This is a genomic window from Budvicia diplopodorum (assembly GCF_009800925.1).
In the GTDB taxonomy this organism is placed as follows: Bacteria; Pseudomonadota; Gammaproteobacteria; order Enterobacterales; family Enterobacteriaceae; genus Budvicia; species Budvicia diplopodorum.
Genome location: NZ_WOYF01000001.1, coordinates 286,142 through 305,198, shown reverse-complemented (window position 1 = coordinate 305,198; position 19,057 = coordinate 286,142). Strand labels below are relative to the sequence as shown.

Genomic DNA, 19,057 nt, shown 5'->3' with positions numbered 1-19,057 from the left:
CATCAGATCTCCGCGCTTCGGTTTGACAATAGTTCAGCAAAAGGGCCCGCCGACTGAGATAACGTAGCAAAGTCTCCTTGCTGAACGATTTGTCCTTTGTCCATCACCCAAATTTGGTCGTACCCACTAATATCTTCCAGACGGTGAGTGACGAGAATGGTTGTTTGTTGGCTCGCCGCTTCTGATAACGCACTCATCACTAACTTTTCGCTGTTAGCATCTAAGCTTGCAGTCGGCTCATCGAGTAACAAAACGCGACAGGGTGAGAGTAGGGCTCTGGCAACGGCTACCCGCTGCGCCTGACCAACGGATAACCTAGCGGCATGATCGCCAACTTCGGTGTCTAGCCCATCAGGTAACAAGGCTAAGAATTCATCAACGTAGGCTCGGCTAACCGCCCGTTGGATATGCTCGTCACTGGCATCGGGGTTTGACAGCGTAATGTTGGCCCGTAGGGTTAATTCCGGCAGTTGAGGATTTTGGCCTACCCAGCTCAAATGATTGCGCCATGATGCGGGTTCGATCGAACGGAGTTCGAGATCGTTGATCGTCATCGACCCTTGATAAGGCATAAATCCGAGCAACAGGTTCAGCAGCGAACTTTTACCCGCGCCGCTGTGGCCGACAATGGCAATGCGCTGGCCGGGATGAAGCGTAAAATTCAGCGGCCCGCTCAGTACTTTTCCACTTGGCGCCATGACCATCAGGTTAGTTGCTTGTAGCGTGACGCTGTCACATTTTGGTAATGCCTGACGTTCTTCGCCGTTAGCGTTATCTGACGTTGCCTCAAGAAAAGTCAATAGTGATTCAGCCGCGCCAATGGCCTGTGCTTTGGCATGGTAATAGGTACCGAGATCGCGCAGAGGTTGGAAAAACTCTGGCGCTAATATCAGAACTAAAAAACCGGCAAACAGCGTTACGCTGGTACCGTAAGAGCCGAAATTGAGCTCGCCCAGATAAGAAAAACCGAAATAGACTGCGGCTACGGCAATCGAGACTGAGGCAAAAAACTCTAAAACGGCAGAGGATAAGAATGCCAGCCTAAGCACGTCCATGGTGCGGGAGCGAAAAGCTTCCGAAGCGTGGCGAATCTGCTCTGCTTCTGCATCTGCCCGACGGAATAATCGCAGGGTATCGATTCCTCTTAGCCGATCGAGAAAATTGCCGCTGAGCCGGGCCAGCGCAATAAAGTTACGCCGGTTGGCGTCTGCCGCTCCCATTCCCACTAAAGCCATAAAAACGGGAATTAGCGGCGCGGTGGTAAGCAAAATTATTCCCGCCGCCCAGTTAATGGGAAATACGGTCGCTAAAATCAGTAATGGAATGATGACGGCCAGCATCATCTGCGGCCGGTAGCGCGAATAGAAGTCCTGCATATCTTCAATCTGTTCGAGGATCATGGTTGCCCAACTGCCGGCTGGTTTACCCTGAATCCAGCTCGGGCCCAACTGCTCAAGCTTATCAAGAACCTGCTTGCGAATGCGTTGGCGAATTGCGGCACCATACATAAAGCCAACCCGCTCCCTGAGCCATGCTAGCGCGGCGCGCAACGCAATGGTAACAATCATCAATATAAAATAATTGCTCAATGTTACTTTGGCGACGTTATCGATAATTAGTGCTTGCAGGATGGTGGCTAAGAGCCAGGCTTGTCCGATAATTAATAATCCACTGATGAGACCAAGCAGGGTGGATAACCTTAACCAACGCTGCGCCAGCGAACCCTGAAGCTGTAACCAACGGGTTAGCTCGCGCTGTCTTGTTTTATTCATATTGGACATAAGAAGCTAGGACTAATCTGATTGTAGATATTCGGCTTAGGATACCATCACTTTATCTTCTATTCTTTACCTTCTATCGATACAAAATCATAAGGCGACCTAAGGCCGCCTTATGGAATACGAAATTGAAACCAATAAAAAACTATTTACCATTTAACTCATCAAGATAGCGTTCAGCATCTAATGCCGCCATACAGCCACTGCCCGCAGAAGTGATGGCCTGACGATAGATATGGTCGGCGACATCTCCCGCCGCAAAAACTCCCGGAATGCTGGTTTGAGTTGCATTACCGTTAGAGCCTGACTGAACGGTGAGATAACCATTATTCATTTTTAACTGCCCGGCAAATATTTCAGTATTCGGTCGATGACCAATAGCGATAAATACGCCGGTAAGCTCTAGCTCCGGTTTCGAGTGGTCATTGACGTTTTGCAAACGAACGCCGGTAACGCCGCTATTGTCGCCCAGAACTTTATGGAGCGTACTATGCGTATGAAGAACAATATTGCCGGTACGGACTTTTTCCATCATACGTTCAACCAGAATTTTTTCGGCACGGAAGGTATCGCGACGATGGATAAGGTGAACTTCTGATGCAATGTTGGCTAAATACAGCGCTTCTTCAACCGCCGAATTTCCGCCGCCGACTACGGCAACTTTCTGAGCTCGGTAGAAAAAGCCATCGCAGGTCGCACAGGCCGATACGCCTCGGCCTTTGAATTCTTCTTCTGACGGGAGCCCCAAATATTGTGCTGAAGCCCCGGTAGCAATAATGAGCGCATCGCAAGTGTACTCTTCTGAGTCGCCAAACAGGCGGAAAGGGCGCGTTTGTAGATCGACCCGCTTAATGTGGTCAACAATAATCTCTGTATGAAATGTCTTAGCGTGCTCGTGCATGCGTGCCATCAGGCCCGGACCGGTCAGCCCTTCAGGATCGCCCGGCCAGTTTTCTACTTCAGTGGTGGTGGTTAGTTGGCCGCCCTGTTCGATACCGGTAATCAATACCGGGTTCAGATTTGCCCTTGCCGCATAAACCGCTGCCGTGTAACCAGCAGGACCAGAACCTAAGATCAAAAGCTTGCAATGCTTGGCCATAGCCATAATACCTCTTTACGTTATTCGACTGACTGTCATTCATCGGAATAGACAGTCCGAATGGGTTAGCGTGATTGTAAGGAAAATACGGTATGAAAAAAAGCAGGTAACTGGATTGTTATTAATTAATGAAATAGGTATAACCTATCAATAAAATAAAATTCGAATGAAAACAGCGGTCTAATCATAAAATATAGAGAATTGTGCTTTTTTTTATTCTTTTGCTTTGACAATCAGGTAGGTATTTGCGAAAACAGTAGTGTGTAATTATCCTGATAAGAAAATGAACCGTTAAATTTGTAAAAGCGTCGATTACGGCAAGGTAATAGACAGTTACTCTTTTTATATGCGGTTTAGCAGTTTTATATATGAAGTTTAATCGGGTGATGCATGTGTTCAGGCAGTGCTAACAGTCGGTGTGCTAACGCTTCGGACGATGCTAATGATGGGCTAACTATAATTAGCAAAAAACTAAGTGTTCTTATGGGTCTTTTATCAATATTGACTAAAAGACCAGTTATAGCGCTTAGTCTCAGGCTTACATCATAGCTATAAAATTTGCTTGGATAGTTGAAGCGCCAAATATTAATTCCTGAGATATCTGGTGTATCGAGAAACAAGGAAGATATTGAGAGACAATAAAAAATGGTAGACAACAAAAAACGCCCTAGTAAAGATCTTGATCGTATTGACCGTAATATTTTGAATGAATTACAGATGGATGGACGTATTTCTAACGTCGAACTTTCAAAACGGGTTGGGTTGTCGCCTACGCCATGTTTAGAGCGTGTTCGCCGTTTGGAACGCCAAAAGTTTATTCAAGGCTATACCGCGTTATTAAACCCTCATTATTTGGATGCATCGCTGTTGGTTTTCGTTGAAATTACGTTAAACCGCGGGGCTGCAGACGTTTTTGAACAGTTTAATACTGCTGTGCAAAAGTTAGAAGAAATCCAAGAGTGTCACTTAGTGTCCGGTGATTTCGACTACCTGTTGAAAACTCGTGTATCAGATATGTCCGCTTACAGAAAACTGTTGGGTGAGACCTTGTTACGCCTGCCGGGCGTAAACGATACCCGTACCTATGTTGTTATGGAAGAAGTTAAGCAAAGTAACCATTTGGTCATCAAAACACGATAATTAATCGTAGCAGGTGCAAACTCTGCTAACTTCCGTTACACTCCTGTGTATTCATACAGCCTAAGCGCTGGGTTTAACCCGGCGCTTCCGTTCATGCATTTTACGGTAACCTGGAGAGCCCTATTTGAGCCAGGAATATATAGAAGATAAAGAGCCAAAGTTGAAGAAGTTAAGTAGCCGCCAACGGCTTTTTGAAACAGGACTGCTGGCTGTAGCTATTTTTGCTATCTACCTTATGGTCGCCTTGGTAAGTTTTAATCCTGCCGATCCTAGTTGGTCGCAAACTGCTTGGCATGAGCCTATTCACAACATTGGTGGTGAAACTGGCGCATGGCTGGCGGATACCCTATTGTTTATTTTTGGCGTCTTAGCCTATGCCATCCCTCTCATTATTATTTTCCAGTGCTGGATGCTGCATCGCCGTGAACGCGATGAAGGCCAAGTAGACTTTTTTGCACTCTCTTTACGTTTTATTGGCGTGCTGGCCTTGGTGTTTTCATCGTGCGGGCTGTCTGCTATCAGCATTGATGACTGGTATTACTTTGCTTCTGGCGGAGTGATTGGCAGCCTAATTAATAGCGCATTACTGCCTCATTTAAACAGCGTTGGCGCTACGTTAGTACTGCTTTGCGTCTGGGCTGTTGGTCTGACGTTATTCACCGGTTGGTCATGGTTAATAATTGCTGAAAAAATCGGCGGCTTTATTATGGGCTGCCTGACGTTTATGTCTAATAGGACCAGAAAAGAGTCTAACGTTAACGACTATGAGCCAGAAATCGAGTCTCGCAGCGTAGAGCAACCCACAGAGGCCATCAACTTTTCTGCCGTTGACACGACTGATGATGTGCTGTTTAGCGCGCCGGTGGTCAGAGCCGGCATGTCTCTTGATGACTCTGAACCTGAAGTTAGCCAAAATCAGGAATTTGATTTTGACGCCGAGCCGCAATCATCTTTTGCTTCGCCAATGGATTCGCACGACGATAATCAGTTAGATATGCTATCGGAACTGACGGCAACAGAGCCTGCGCGTTTCCCGGCAACGGAATCATTTGGTCCGGCATCCGGGCCACAGCAAGATATCGCCGCACCTTCGTTTAGTCAGCATCACGCATTTAGTTTTAATCATTCTAATCGTTTTGATCATCCCACGGAGCCAGATACCGGTTTATTGAATCAATCGGCTAATCCGCTACCGGTAAACACGCCTTTTGATGCACAGCATCCTCTGATTTCTTCCGAGCCAGCGTTTACTTTTGATGGTTCAACCGAGCGTTTTGCCGCCGATCGAGCTCCGACCGAACCGTCCATGGGTGATATTGCATTTAGCGAGCCTTCTGTTAACGATCGCTTTACTGCCGATCGTGAGCCGGCAATATCGCCAATTGGTAGCTTCAGCGCAGCAATGTCTGATGAGCTGAGTAGTGATGATGATTCCGTTTCTAATGCGCTGAATTCCGTTGTCGCGGCTTCTGCTGCTACTGCGACATCGTCCGCGTTGCCTGGTATGACATTTATGCCCGCAGCCAGCGCGGCGGTTCAGGTTAAACAAGGTATTGGTCCTGAATTGCCGAGGCCGAATCCTGTCAGAATTCCAACTCGTCGTGAACTGGCATCATATGGTATTAAATTGCCCTCACAGCGCGAGGCTGAACAGCGTGAACGCGAACGTTTACAGTCCAAGCATTCCTCATTTATCAATACTGATAGCGTAGAAAGTGAAGAAGATTATGATGCTATTCAGCAAGAAGAGCTGAGAAGAGCTTTTGCTGATGACCAGCTCCAGCGTTATGGTGAGGGATATCAATCTGATGATGCCTGCATTGATTCAGATAATCCGATGTTTGGCGTATCAGCGGCCGATGATGATGAAGAACGGGTTGAAAACCGTCAGGTAGAACAACCGTTGTTTAGATTGCCTTCTCAGGTTGATGACGTTGAGCGCGCTGATGAAGTGCCTTTTGGTGATATCAGCAGCTTTAATTCATCACAGCCACAAAGTGCTCCTGCGCCTTATGCTCATCAGCAAGCGCCTCAAATCAACCATGGTGGATATACCGCTCCAGCGCCCGTTGAATCGCCAGCGGCTCCCGTTCCGCCTTTGGCGCCGCAGTCTCAGCAGCCTATGCAGGATGTCGATAATCACCTATCAACACCGTCATCAATGGATGGTTTGATTCATCCATTCCTGATGCGTAACGAACGGCCGTTAGAGAAACCGTCGACACCACTGCCATCGCTGGACTTGCTGGCTGCTCCACCGGTTAATCCGACGCCAATAGATATGGATCAACTGGAAGAAACTGCCCGTTTAATTGAGCGTCGGTTAGCAGATTTCCGGGTTAAGGCTCACGTTGTTGATATTCTACCGGGGCCGGTTATTACCCGGTTTGAACTTGATTTGGCTCCGGGCGTTAAAGCGGCCCGTATTTCAAGTCTGGCCCGCGATTTAGCGCGTTCGTTGTCCGTTATCGCCGTGCGGGTGGTTGAAGTTATTCCGGGCAAACCTTATGTTGGTCTGGAACTGCCAAATGAACATCGTCAAACGGTGTACATGCGTGAAGTGTTGAACGGTCCTGAATTCAGGGATGCTGCCTCTCCGCTGACCGTGGTGCTGGGTAAAGATATCTCAGGCCAGCCAGTGGTAGCTGATTTAGCAAAAATGCCTCATTTATTGGTTGCCGGTACTACCGGTTCCGGTAAGTCGGTAGGCGTGAATGCGATGATTCTGAGCATGCTGTACAAGGCAACGCCGGAAGACGTTCGGTTCATTATGATCGATCCGAAAATGTTAGAACTGTCAGTTTATGAGGGAATTCCTCATTTATTAACTGAAGTTGTTACCGATATGAAAGATGCCGCTAATGCGTTGCGTTGGTGCGTTGGTGAAATGGAGCGCCGCTATAAGCTGATGTCGGCTCTCGGGGTCAGAAACTTAGCCGGATATAACGAGCGGGTTCAAGAAGCCGAAGAGTTAGGACGTCCTATTCCGGATCCGTTCTGGAAGCCAAGCGAGAGCATGGATGTTTCACCTCCGATGCTGGAAAAATTGCCTTATATCGTGGTGCTGGTTGATGAATTTGCCGATCTAATGATGGCAGTAGGCAAGAAAGTTGAAGAACTTATTGCCCGTTTGGCTCAGAAAGCCCGTGCTGCCGGTATTCACTTGGTGTTGGCGACCCAGCGACCGTCGGTTGACGTTATTACCGGACTGATTAAAGCTAATATCCCAACCCGTATGGCGTTTACCGTTTCCAGCAAAATTGACTCGCGTACTATTCTCGATCAGGGCGGAGCCGAATCCCTATTAGGCATGGGTGATATGCTTTATTTACCACCTAACTCATCAATGCCGGTTCGGGTTCACGGAGCCTTTGTACGAGATCAGGAAGTTCATTCCGTAGTTCAAGACTGGAAGGCCCGAGGGCGTCCTCAGTATATTGAAAGCATTACGGCGACGTCAGAAGAAAGCGAAGGTGGATTTGGGCTTGAAGGCGACGAAGAACTTGATGCTCTGTTTGATCAAGCTGTGGCTTTTGTGGTTGAGAAGAAAAAACCGTCAATTTCCGGCATTCAGCGCCAGTTCCGGATTGGCTATAATCGCGCTGCGCGAATTATTGACCAAATGGAAGCTCAGGGAATTGTTAGTCCTCCCGGCCACAATGGAAACCGAGAAGTGCTGGCCCGTTCGCAGTTTGATTAAACAGCGGTCCGGTTTGTTCGTGAGGGTCGCTATGTGCGGCCCTTATTTTCATTAACGACTAAACAATCGCGTCTGATGAATGTCAGAGATTAGTAATCAGGCTGAAAAGATAGGTAAAATATCATACGGTTAGCCGGTTAAGTCTATGCGTTAGTGGCCGTTGTCGGGTAGAGTGCAGCTATCAACGTTAAAACAGGTTAAAATGCGTTTAATCTACGTTTAACTTACGTTTTTCAAAAAGAGATTGGAGTAATTGCAATAATGAAGAAATTACTTATAGCCTGTTGCCTGATGTCTGGTCTGGTATCGTCAGCCGTATTTGCTGATGCCCGTTCAGACTTACAGGGCCGTTTAAGTAAAGTGAACAGTTTCCATGCCAGTTTCTCTCAATCGGTGAAAGATGCTAATGGTAAAGCGATACAAGACGGTGAAGGTGAGCTGTGGGTTAAGCGCCCGAATTTATTTCATTGGCATATGACTTCGCCCGATGACAGTACGCTGGTTTCTGATGGTAAAACCCTATGGTTTTATAATCCATTTGTTGAGCAGGTCACGGCTACATGGCTCAATAGCGTAACCGGCGATACGCCGTTTATGTTAATTACCCGCAATGACTCTGCTGACTGGAATAAGTACAATATCAAGCAGAAAGGCGATGAGTTTGAGCTAACGCCAAAAGCCGGAAAAGGCAGCCTGAAAGCGTTCTCTATCAGCGTTACCACCGATGGAACTATCAAAGGGTTCGTTGCGGTAGAGCAAGATAATCAGCGTAGTACCTACGTACTTAAGGGCCAGCAGAGCGGTTCTGTCGATGCCTCTAAATTTACTTTTACACCACCAGCAGGCGTGACTTTAGACGATCAACGCCAGTGAGGTATTCGTGAGTAATCTTTCACTCGATTTCTCTCAGAATGAATTCCAACCTTTGGCTGCGCGAATGCGGCCAACAACGCTGGCCGAATATATCGGCCAGCGCCATTTACTTTCGCCCGGCAAGCCTTTACCCAGAGCTATAGAGGCTGGGCATTTACATTCCATGATCTTATGGGGCCCGCCGGGTACCGGTAAGACAACGCTGGCCGAGATTATCGGCCATTACGGTAATGCGGATATTGAACGTATTTCAGCCGTAACGTCCGGAATTAAAGAGATCCGCGAATCGATCGAGCGCGCGCGCAATAACCGCGATGCCGGGCGGCGTACCATTCTGTTTGTTGATGAAGTCCACCGGTTTAATAAAAGCCAGCAAGATGCCTTTTTGCCCCATATCGAAGACGGTACTATTACTTTTATTGGCGCAACCACAGAAAACCCCTCTTTTGAACTTAACTCGGCGCTGTTATCCCGCGCGCGGGTCTATTTACTGAAATCGCTAGACGCTGCCGATATTGAACAAGTGCTGTTACAGGCGATGGGTGATAACGAAAAAGGCTATGGCAAACAGAATATTGTTTTGCCGGATGAAACCCGCCGGATGTTGTCCGAATTGGTTAACGGCGATGCCCGCAGAGCGCTGAATAGTCTGGAAATGATGGCCGATATGGCGGAAATTTCTGCCGATGGCCTGCGGGTGTTAACGCCTGAGTTGCTTAAAGAGATCGCTGGCGAGCGCAGCGCCCGTTTCGATAATAAAGGCGATCGCTTTTACGATTTAATTTCAGCGCTGCATAAATCAGTGAGAGGATCGGCTCCGGATGCTGCCCTTTACTGGTATGCACGAATCATTACTGCCGGAGGCGATCCGCTGTACGTTGCCCGTCGTTTACTCGCGATCGCGTCTGAAGACGTTGGAAATGCCGATCCGCGCGGCATGCAGGTGGCTATTGCCGCGTGGGACTGTTTTACTCGCGTTGGCCCGGCCGAAGGTGAAAGGGCGATTGCGCAGGCCATTGTCTATCTGGCCTGCGCGCCTAAAAGCAATGCGGTATATACTGCGTTTAAAGCCGCCGTTCAAGACGCTCAGCAGCAGGCTGACTATGACGTTCCCGAACATTTACGCAATGCGCCGACGAAGTTAATGAAACAGATGGGGCTAGGGGCCGAATATCGTTACGCTCATGATGAACCCAACGGTTACGCGGCCGGTGAGTGTTATTTCCCCGCTGAAATGGCTGACCGACGTTATTATTTTCCTGAATCCCGAGGGCTGGAAACCAAGATTGCTGAAAAGCTTAAGTGGTTGGCTGAGCAGGATCAAAATAGCTCTACAAAACGCTACCGTTAACGTTTTTGTTGCGGTAAGGTAATTGTTGAAAACACTTTGCTGTGCTGTGAGTTAACCGGCCAGCATTATTATTGACCAATATTAAAATAATAGGCATAGGATTAGGCATGCTGGACCCGAATTTATTACGTAATGAGCTAGACGCAACCGCTGAAAAACTGGCTCGCAGAGGCTTTAAACTGGATGTAGAGACCTTGCGTAAGCAAGAAGAGCGCCGTAAAGTTCTGCAAGTTGAAACCGAAACATTACAAGCTGAACGTAATGCACGCTCCAAATCCATTGGTGATGCTAAAGCTCGCGGTGAAGATATTGAGCCATTACGCCTTCAGGTTAACCAACTGGGAGAGCGACTGGATTCGGCAAAGGCTGAGCTGGAGCAATTACAGGCCGAGATTCGTGATTTAGCATCCAATATACCCAATATTCCACATGATTCCGTTCCGTCAGGAAGAGATGAGAATGATAATCTGGAAATATGCCGTTGGGGTGAACCACGTCAGTTCGATTTCCCCGTTCGCGACCACGTCGACTTAGGTGAGATAACCGGTGGTTTAGATTTCGCCGCTGCGGTTAAGCTAACCGGTGCCCGCTTTGTGGTGATGAAAGGGCAGGTTGCCCGTATGCACCGCGCGTTATCCCACTTTATGCTAGACCTGCACACTAATGAGCATGGCTATACCGAGACCTATGTCCCTTATCTGGTCAACCACGCTACGCTATACGGGACCGGCCAGTTACCTAAGTTTGGTGAAGATTTATTTCATACCAAACCGTTAGGGGAAGAGGCTGATTGCAGCAACTATGCGCTGATCCCAACGGCAGAAGTTCCCGTGACCAATCTGGTGCGCGATGAAATTCTTGATGAAGACGTATTGCCGATGAAGCTTACGGCGCACACGCCGTGTTTTCGTTCTGAAGCCGGTTCGTATGGCCGTGATACCCGGGGCCTGATCCGCATGCACCAGTTCGATAAAGTTGAACTGGTTCAGATTGTTCGCCCGGAAGATTCAGCGCAGGCGCTGGAAGAATTAACCGGCCACGCAGAGAAAGTGCTGCAGTTGCTAGGCCTGCCGTATCGTAAGATTTTGCTATGTACCGGTGATATGGGCTTCTCTTCCAGCAAAACTTACGATCTGGAAGTGTGGGTTCCGGCTCAAAATACTTACCGCGAGATATCTTCATGTTCCAACATGTGGGATTTTCAGGCCCGGCGCATGCAGGCCCGCTATCGTGGTAAAGCCGATAAGAAAACCACATTGGTTCATACTCTAAATGGCTCAGGCCTTGCCGTTGGTCGTACTCTGGTGGCTATATTAGAAAACTATCAGCAAGCCGATGGCCGTATTGAAGTACCGGCAGCGCTTCGCCCTTATATGGGTGGTTTAGAGTTTATCGGCTGATAAATTTTTAAATGCCGCATTGATTAAATAAGCCCCGAAAAATATCTCGGGGCTTATTTTTTACCTACGCCTAATTTACCCATTGCTAGCCTATTTATCGCCATCCTTTCATCGCTACCTCTTATTTATTTGTTTCGCTAATTAGTTATTCATCAATCAATGTGGCAGCCACAATATATATTTCTATATCGCGTTTAATCCTATCCATGATTATATTTTGAAAATGATTTTCATTATCAATTTGATAATCATTTTTATTAATTGCCTGATAATGAACAATTTGTGCGTCTTTATATATAAATAGTTAGCGTGCTATTAAAAATTGATTGTCGACAACAAATGCTTACTCCTTTGTGCGTATTCTTACTGGTATGGCAGTCCAAATATTGATAGCAAAGGAATGCGTTATTTCTCCGGTAGCGCTGATTAAGAACTATGCGGGCTACTTATTTTATTGTGTGCGAGCATTCCAAGTGCAATATCGATTTATATAGCTAAAAGTGAGGACCATCATGAATGAGCCAGAAGAGAAGAGTTTTTTGGTAACGGATATTAGCCGCCGAAGTTTAGTAAAAAGCAGTGCGTTAGGCAGTATTGTACTAGCAACCGTAGGTGTTTCACTTCCTTTTGCTAAAAGTCAGGCGACAGAAGCGGTATCTTCAGCGATAAAAGAAAAAGCTAAAGATAAAGTGGTATGGAGTATGTGCTCGGTAAACTGTGGCAGCCGTTGTGCTCTGCGTTTGCACGTGCGTGATGATGAGGTTTATTGGGTCGAAACGGATAATACCGGCGATGATGCTTATGGTAATCATCAGGTTCGGGCCTGTTTACGCGGTCGATCAATGCGTCGTCGTATGAACCACCCTGACCGCCTGAATTATCCTATGAAGCGGGTAGGAAAAAGAGGGGAAGGTAAGTTTGTCAGAATTAGCTGGGAGCAGGCATTAAACGAAATTACCGATAATTTGAAACGAATCGTTAAAGATTACGGAAATGAATCCGTTTATCAGCAATATAGCACCGGCGTTATTGGTGGAAATATTACTCGCTCTTCCCCTTATGCTTCGATGATTGGCCGATTAATGAACTGCTATGGCGGATATTTAAGCCACTATGGAAGCTACAGCACGGCGCAAATTAGCTGCGCTATGCCATACACTTACGGCAGTAATGACGGCAATAGCACGTCAGATATTGAAAACAGTAAGCTGGTGGTGATGTTTGGTAATAATCCGGCCGAAACGCGCATGAGCGGCGGCGGTATTACCTATCTCCTTGAACAGGCAAGGGAACGTTCGAATGCGAGAATGGTGGTTATCGATCCTCGCTATACGGATACGGCCGCTGGTCGAGAGGATGAATGGCTACCGATACGACCGGGTACCGATGCCGCACTCGTTGCCGGTATTGCCTACGTATTGATAACTGAAAATCTGGTCGACCAACCGTTCTTAGACAAATACTGCGTTGGCTATGATGAAACAACCTTACCGGAAGGTGCTCCGCGTAACGGTCACTATAAAGCGTATATTTTAGGCCAGGGCGATGATGGCATAGCCAAAACGCCGCAATGGGCTTCGTCTATTACCACCATTCCCGTAGACCGGATTATTAAGCTAGCGCGTGATATCGGGCTAACTAAGCCAGCCTATATTTGTCAAGGCTGGGGGCCGCAGCGCCAGGCTAACGGCGAATTGACCTCCCGAGCGATTGCTATGCTGCCAATTTTAACCGGCAACGTTGGTATTAATGGCGGTAACAGCGGTGCGCGTGAATCGACCTATTACATGACGATGGAACGGGTACCGGTGCTGGATAATCCGGTAAAAACCAGCATATCGGTATTTACCTGGACGGACGCTATTTATCGGCCCACAGAGATGACCGATAAAACCGACGGCGTGCGCGGCAAAGAACGGCTAACGGTGCCGATCAAGTTTATGTGGAACTATGCCGGTAATACCATTATCAATCAGCATTCGGATATTAACCGAACCCATGAAATTCTTCAGGATGAAAAGCAGTGCGAATGCATTGTGGTAATTGAAAACTTCATGACGTCGTCGGCTAAATACGCCGATTATCTGCTGCCTGACCTGATGACCACCGAACAAGAAGATTTCGTTTGTAATGATTATGCCGGCAACATGGGCTATCTGATCTTTAGTCAACCGGCAACCTCGCCGAAGTTTGAACGTAAACCTATCTACGACATTCTCACCGAAATCGCAACGCGCCTAGGCCCTGATGTGGCACAAAAGTTCACCGAGGGCAGGTCGCAGGCCGAATGGCTACAGTATCTCTACGCGAAGATGAAACAGAAAGATCCGCAAATGCCGGACTATGAAGATATGAAGGCGATGGGCATCTACAAGCGTAAAGATCCGAGCGGACATTTTGTTGCCTACAAAAAGTTCCGCCAAGATCCTGACGCGAACCCACTAAAAACCCCTTCAGGAAAAATTGAGATCTACTCTCAACAGTTGGCGGATATTGTGGCCAGCTGGACGCTGCAAAAGGGTGACGTTATTAGTCCGTTACCTGTTTATGCATCGACCTTTGAAGGCTGGGATGACCCTATCAGGGAGAAATTCCCGTTACAAATGGTTGGCTTCCACTATAAATCCCGTACCCACTCAAGCTATGGAAATATTGACGTGCTGGATGCTGCCTGTCGTCAGGAAGTCTGGATCAACCCGATTGATGCCCAAGAACGCGGAATTAAAAGTGGCGATTTAGTCAGAGTATTCAACGTTCGCGGAGAGCTTCGCCTGCCCGCTAAAGTGACGCCGAGAATGATGCCCGGAGTAACGGGAATGGGGCAAGGTGCGTGGCATCGGGCCAATATGAATGGCGATAAAATCGATCACGGTGGCTGTGTGAATGTGCTGACTACGCTGCGGCCTTCGCCGCTGGCGAAAGGCAATCCTCAGCATACCAATCTGGTTGAAGTGGCAAAAGTTTAAGGAGCGGCCAATGACAACGCAATACGGTTTTTATATTGATTCGAGTCGTTGCACGGGCTGCAAAACCTGCGAGCTAGCGTGTAAAGACTATAAAGATTTAACCCCGGACGTCAGCTTCCGTCGTATTTACGAATACGCCGGCGGCGAATGGATGAAAGACGGCGATGCCTGGCAGCAAAACGTGTTTGCCTACTATTTATCGATTGCCTGTAACCACTGCGATGACCCGGCCTGCGTTAAGGTCTGCCCGAGCGGTGCCATGCATAAGCGCGAAGACGGTTTTGTACTGGTGAATGAAGAGGTGTGCATTGGCTGTCGTTACTGCCATATGGCCTGCCCGTACGGGGCACCGCAGTACAATGCGGCGAAGGGGCATATGACCAAGTGCGACGGTTGCCATGAGCGGGTGCTTAACGAAGGCAAAAAGCCTATCTGCGTTGAGTCTTGTCCGCTGCGCGCGCTAGACTTCGGCCCGATTGACGAACTGCGGGCCAAACACGGTACGCTGGCCGAAGTGGCACCGTTACCGGCGGCGAAGTACACCCGGCCGAATATCGTGCTCAAGCCGAACGCCTGTAGTCGCCCGGTCGGGGATACCACCGGTCATTTATCCAATCCGAAGGAGGTTTAAGATGGGAATGGGATGGCATGAATGGCCGTTGATGTTATTCACGGTCCTGGGGCAGTGCGCGGTAGGCGGATTTATCGTACTGGCTTTGGCGCTGTTATGTCCTAAAACGGATAACGCTCAGCGAAAGTCTATTCACAACGGCATGTTCTTTATCTGGGTCCTGATGGGCATCGCCTTTATCGCCTCAATGATGCACCTTGGTTCACCGATGCGGGCGTTTAACTCACTGAATCGGGTGGGGCAATCCGGCCTGAGCAATGAGATAGCGCTGGGCTCAGCCTTCTTTGCTATCGGCGGCATTTACTGGCTGATAGCCATGATGGGCAAGATGCCAGCAGGGCTGGGCAAACTGTGGTTGGTCATCGGTATGATATCGGGCCTGGCCTTTGTGTACGGCATGTGCCGGGTTTACCAAATGGAGACGGTGCCGACCTGGCATAGCGGCTATACCACGCTGAACTTCTTCCTGACCATGCTGATTGGCGGGCCGCTGCTGGGCTATATGCTGAAAAGTAAAGCCTGCGCCTGCGGCGGTAAAGGACTGGCGGCCATCAGCGTTATCGCGCTGCTAATCAGTGCGGTATCCGGTCTGATGCAGGGGAGCGAACTGGTTCAGCTACAAAGCTCGGTGATGTCGGCGACCGCCTTAGTGCCGCAGTATGGCCAAATGATGGCGTTGCGCTTAGCGCTGGTAGCGGTGGGCCTCGGCTTCTGGATTTGTCCGCTGATCCGCGCTAAAGGCGTTACCACATTCAGCCTGCTGGTCGGTTTTGTGCTAGTGGTGTGCGGTGAACTTATCGGCCGGGCGGTGTTTTACAATTTACATATGACCGTGGGCATGACTTACGGCGGGTAAATCGCTATATAGCGCAGGGTAATATATTCGTTACTTTGCGCTTTATTTGTTCTCAGCAGTATATTTTCTGATTAATGACCGATGCCTTATTTTTTCGACTTCATTTTAACCTGAATGATTCGGGTATACCCCTTGGTACTCCGGCTACATAGAGTATCGATAGTTTAACAATAATAAGATAACAGGTGATTTATGAGCTTTGATGATCCTAAACCTCTTGGAACGATGTCACTGAGCCGCCGTGCTTTTGTGCAAACCAGCGCAATAGGCGGTCTTGCCGTTGCCGCCGGTGGTGTCTCGCTACCCTTTGGTCGTGCAAATGCACAAAGTGTTGCCGCGTCGGGGGATGACGCCGTTAAGACAGTCTGGAGTGCCTGTACGGTAAACTGTGGCAGTCGCTGCCCGTTGCGTATGCACGTCGTGAACGGTGAAATTAAATATGTGGAAACGGATAACACCGGTGACGATGTTTATCAGGCTCTACCTCAGGTCCGAGCGTGTTTGCGCGGCCGTTCAATGCGGCGGCGGATTTATAACCCTGACCGCCTAAAATACCCGATGAAGCGAGTCGGTAAACGCGGAGAGGGTAAATTCAAGAAGATAAGCTGGGAAGAAGCCTATGATGACATTGCCAATAATCTCAAAAGAATTATCAAAGATTACGGCAATGAGGCGGTTTACGTGCAGTACGCTACCGGAACGCTGGGTGGAACAGTAACACGCTCGTGGCCACCGGGAAATTCCCTGATTGCTCGATTAATGAATTGCTGTGGTGGCTATTTAAATCATTACAACACTTACAGTACCGCTCAAATTGCCACCGGATTAGGCTATACCTATGGCAGCTCTGCCGGTAATAGCACGTCTGATATAGAAAATAGCAAGCTGGTAGTGATGTTTGGTAATAACCCGGCTGAAACGCGCATGGGCGGCGGTGGCATTACCTATATTCTCGAACAGGCCCGCGAAATATCGAATACCAAAATGGTGGTTATTGACCCGCGCTATTGTGATACCGCTGCCGGTCGCGAAGATGAATGGTTGCCAATCACGCCGGGTACCGATGCTGCCTTGGTTGCCGGTATCGCACACGTACTTATTACGGAAAACTTAGTCGATCAACCGTTCTTAGACAAATACTGCGTTGGCTATGATGAGAAAACCTTGCCAGACAGTGCGCCCCGTAACGGCCACTATAAGGCTTATATACTGGGCCAAGGTGATGACGGTATTGCGAAAACCCCTGAATGGGCTTCGAAGATTACGGCGATTCCTACCGATCGTATTATTAAGCTGGCGCGCGAAATCGGTTCTGCTAAACCGGCCTATATTTGTCAGGGCTGGGGGCCTCAGCGTCAGGCCAATGGTGAAATGGTTGCCCGTGCCATTGCAGCGCTGGCCTGTTTAACCGGCAACGTGGGTATCAGCGGCGGTAATACCGGTGCCCGTGAAGGTTCATATGCTATTCCGTTTGTACGTTTTCCTACCTTAGATAATCCGATCAAAGACAGCATTTCGTTCTTCCTTTGGACCGACGCAATTGTACGCGGCCCGGAAATGACCGCTACTCGAGACGGCGTTCGCGGTACCGATAAGCTCAAGCAACCGATTAAGTTTATCTGGAACTACGCCGGTAACAGCATGGTGAATCAGCACTCTGATATCAACAGCACCATCAAGATTCTGGAAGATGATACCAAGTGTGAAATGATCGTGGTGATCGATAACCATATGACCGCCAGTGCACGCTGTGCCGACATTATTTTACCGGATCTGACTACCTCGGAGCAGATGGATTTCTGCCTTGATGCCTCCTCGGGCAACATGGGTTATGTGATTTTTGCCGATCGAGCGATTAAGCCTCAGTTTGAGTGTAAATCCATTTACGAGATGACCAGTGAAATTGCTAAGCGCATGGGCGTTGAGCAAAAATTCACTGAAAACCGCACTCAGGAAGAGTGGTTACGTCACCTGTATCAGCAGTCCTGTGAAAAAGATCCGCTGTTACCGACGTTTGAAGAATTTCGCAAAGTAGGGATTATTAAACGTAAAGACCCGGCAGGCCATTTTATTGCCCATAAGGCTTTTCGTGACGACCCGGTTGCCAACCCGATGGCGACACCATCAGGCAAGATTGAAATTTATTCCGAGCGTCTGGCTACTATCGCTAAGACTTGGGAGCTACCGAAAGGCGATGCTATTTCTCCTCTGCCAATTCACGTTTCTACCTTTGAAGGTTTTGACGACCCACTGCGTAAGAAATATCCGCTACAGCTAATAGGATTTCACTATAAAGCACGCTGCCACTCAACCTATGGCAACGTAGACGTGATTAAAGCCGCGGCGCTGCAGGAAATGTGGATTAACCCGATTGATGCCGCAGAACGCGGAATTAAGAACGGCGATATGATTCGTATTTTCAATGACCGGGGTGAGACTCAGATCAGTGCCAAAGTGACGCCGAGGATGATTCCGGGCGTTGTTGCGCTGGGCGAAGGTGCGTGGTACACGCCGGATGCTAACGGTATTGACCGGGCAGGCAGCATCAATGTGCTGACTACGCTGCGGCCTTCGCCGCTGGCGAAAGGCAATCCTCAGCATACCAATCTGGTTGAAGTGGCAAAAGTTTAAGGAGCGGCCAATGACAACGCAATACGGTTTTTATATTGATTCGAGTCGTTGCACGGGCTGCAAAACCTGCGAGCTAGCGTGTAAAGACTATAAAGATTTAACCCCGGACGTCAGCTTCCGTCGTATTTACGAATACGCCGGCGGCGAATGGATGAAAGACGGCGATGCCTGGCAGCAAAACGTGTTTGCCTACTATTTATCGATTGCCTGTAACCACTGCGATGACCCGGCCTGCGTTAAGGTCTGCCCGAGCGGTGCCATGCATAAGCGCGAAGACGGTTTTGTACTGGTGAATGAAGAGGTGTGCATTGGCTGTCGTTACTGCCATATGGCCTGCCCGTACGGGGCACCGCAGTACAATGCGGCGAAGGGGCATATGACCAAGTGCGACGGTTGCCATGAGCGGGTGCTTAACGAAGGCAAAAAGCCTATCTGCGTTGAGTCTTGTCCGCTGCGCGCGCTAGACTTCGGCCCGATTGACGAACTGCGGGCCAAACACGGTACGCTGGCCGAAGTGGCACCGTTACCGGCGGCGAAGTACACCCGGCCGAATATCGTGCTCAAGCCGAACGCCTGTAGTCGCCCGGTCGGGGATACCACCGGTCATTTATCCAATCCGAAGGAGGTTTAAG

Annotated in this window: 12 protein-coding genes; 10 read left to right on the top strand and 2 right to left on the bottom strand. The window is 48.7% G+C overall.

Translation table 11 applies throughout. The annotated features are described in order from the left end of the window. Window positions 1-2: 2 nt before the first annotated feature. Both cydD and trxB read right to left on the bottom strand, forming a co-directional pair. The gene (gene cydD / locus GVI43_RS01290; protein WP_159564616.1) at window positions 3-1,772 is read right to left on the bottom strand and encodes a heme ABC transporter permease/ATP-binding protein CydD; all 1,770 of its coding nucleotides are present in this window, start codon (window positions 1,770-1,772) and stop codon (window positions 3-5) included. Window positions 1,773-1,923: 151 nt separating this feature from the next. Then, on the bottom strand, window positions 1,924-2,883 hold the full coding sequence (gene trxB, locus GVI43_RS01285; RefSeq protein ID WP_159564614.1) for a thioredoxin-disulfide reductase: 960 nt from the start codon (window positions 2,881-2,883) through the stop codon (window positions 1,924-1,926). A gap of 639 nt (window positions 2,884-3,522) precedes the next feature. On the opposite strand from trxB, the gene lrp reads away from it, so the two are divergent. From lrp to GVI43_RS01235, 10 genes are all read left to right on the top strand, one after another. Then, on the top strand, window positions 3,523-4,017 hold the full coding sequence (gene lrp / locus GVI43_RS01280) for a leucine-responsive transcriptional regulator Lrp (RefSeq protein WP_027274497.1): 495 nt from the start codon (window positions 3,523-3,525) through the stop codon (window positions 4,015-4,017). Window positions 4,018-4,141: 124 nt separating this feature from the next. Continuing rightward, window positions 4,142-7,717, top strand: coding sequence for a DNA translocase FtsK 4TM domain-containing protein (locus GVI43_RS01275; RefSeq protein WP_159564612.1), 3,576 nt, complete (start codon window positions 4,142-4,144; stop codon window positions 7,715-7,717). 261 nt (window positions 7,718-7,978) lie between these two features. Beyond that, window positions 7,979-8,590: an outer membrane lipoprotein periplasmic chaperone LolA gene (gene lolA / locus GVI43_RS01270; RefSeq protein WP_159564610.1), complete on the top strand. Its 612-nt coding sequence runs from the start codon at window positions 7,979-7,981 to the stop codon at window positions 8,588-8,590. 7 nt (window positions 8,591-8,597) lie between these two features. Continuing rightward, complete coding sequence (locus GVI43_RS01265) at window positions 8,598-9,941, top strand: replication-associated recombination protein A (protein ID WP_159564608.1); 1,344 nt, start codon at window positions 8,598-8,600, stop codon at window positions 9,939-9,941. 107 nt (window positions 9,942-10,048) lie between these two features. After that, window positions 10,049-11,341 (top strand): serine--tRNA ligase, encoded by a 1,293-nt coding sequence (serS, locus tag GVI43_RS01260; RefSeq protein WP_159564606.1) that lies wholly within the window; start codon window positions 10,049-10,051, stop codon window positions 11,339-11,341. 512 nt (window positions 11,342-11,853) lie between these two features. Further along, complete coding sequence (locus GVI43_RS01255; protein ID WP_159564604.1) at window positions 11,854-14,307, top strand: DmsA/YnfE/YnfF family dimethyl sulfoxide reductase; 2,454 nt, start codon at window positions 11,854-11,856, stop codon at window positions 14,305-14,307. Between the two features lie 10 nt (window positions 14,308-14,317). Next, window positions 14,318-14,938: a DMSO/selenate family reductase complex B subunit gene (locus GVI43_RS01250; protein WP_159564598.1), complete on the top strand. Its 621-nt coding sequence runs from the start codon at window positions 14,318-14,320 to the stop codon at window positions 14,936-14,938. A 1-nt stretch (window position 14,939) separates the two neighbouring features. Further along, window positions 14,940-15,794, top strand: a complete 855-nt coding sequence (locus GVI43_RS01245) for a DmsC/YnfH family molybdoenzyme membrane anchor subunit (RefSeq protein WP_159564602.1) — start codon at window positions 14,940-14,942, stop codon at window positions 15,792-15,794. A gap of 192 nt (window positions 15,795-15,986) precedes the next feature. Next, complete coding sequence (locus GVI43_RS01240; protein ID WP_159564600.1) at window positions 15,987-18,425, top strand: DMSO/selenate family reductase complex A subunit; 2,439 nt, start codon at window positions 15,987-15,989, stop codon at window positions 18,423-18,425. 10 nt (window positions 18,426-18,435) lie between these two features. Continuing rightward, window positions 18,436-19,056, top strand: a complete 621-nt coding sequence (locus GVI43_RS01235; protein ID WP_159564598.1) for a DMSO/selenate family reductase complex B subunit — start codon at window positions 18,436-18,438, stop codon at window positions 19,054-19,056. The last annotated feature ends 1 nt before the right edge of the window (window position 19,057 follow it).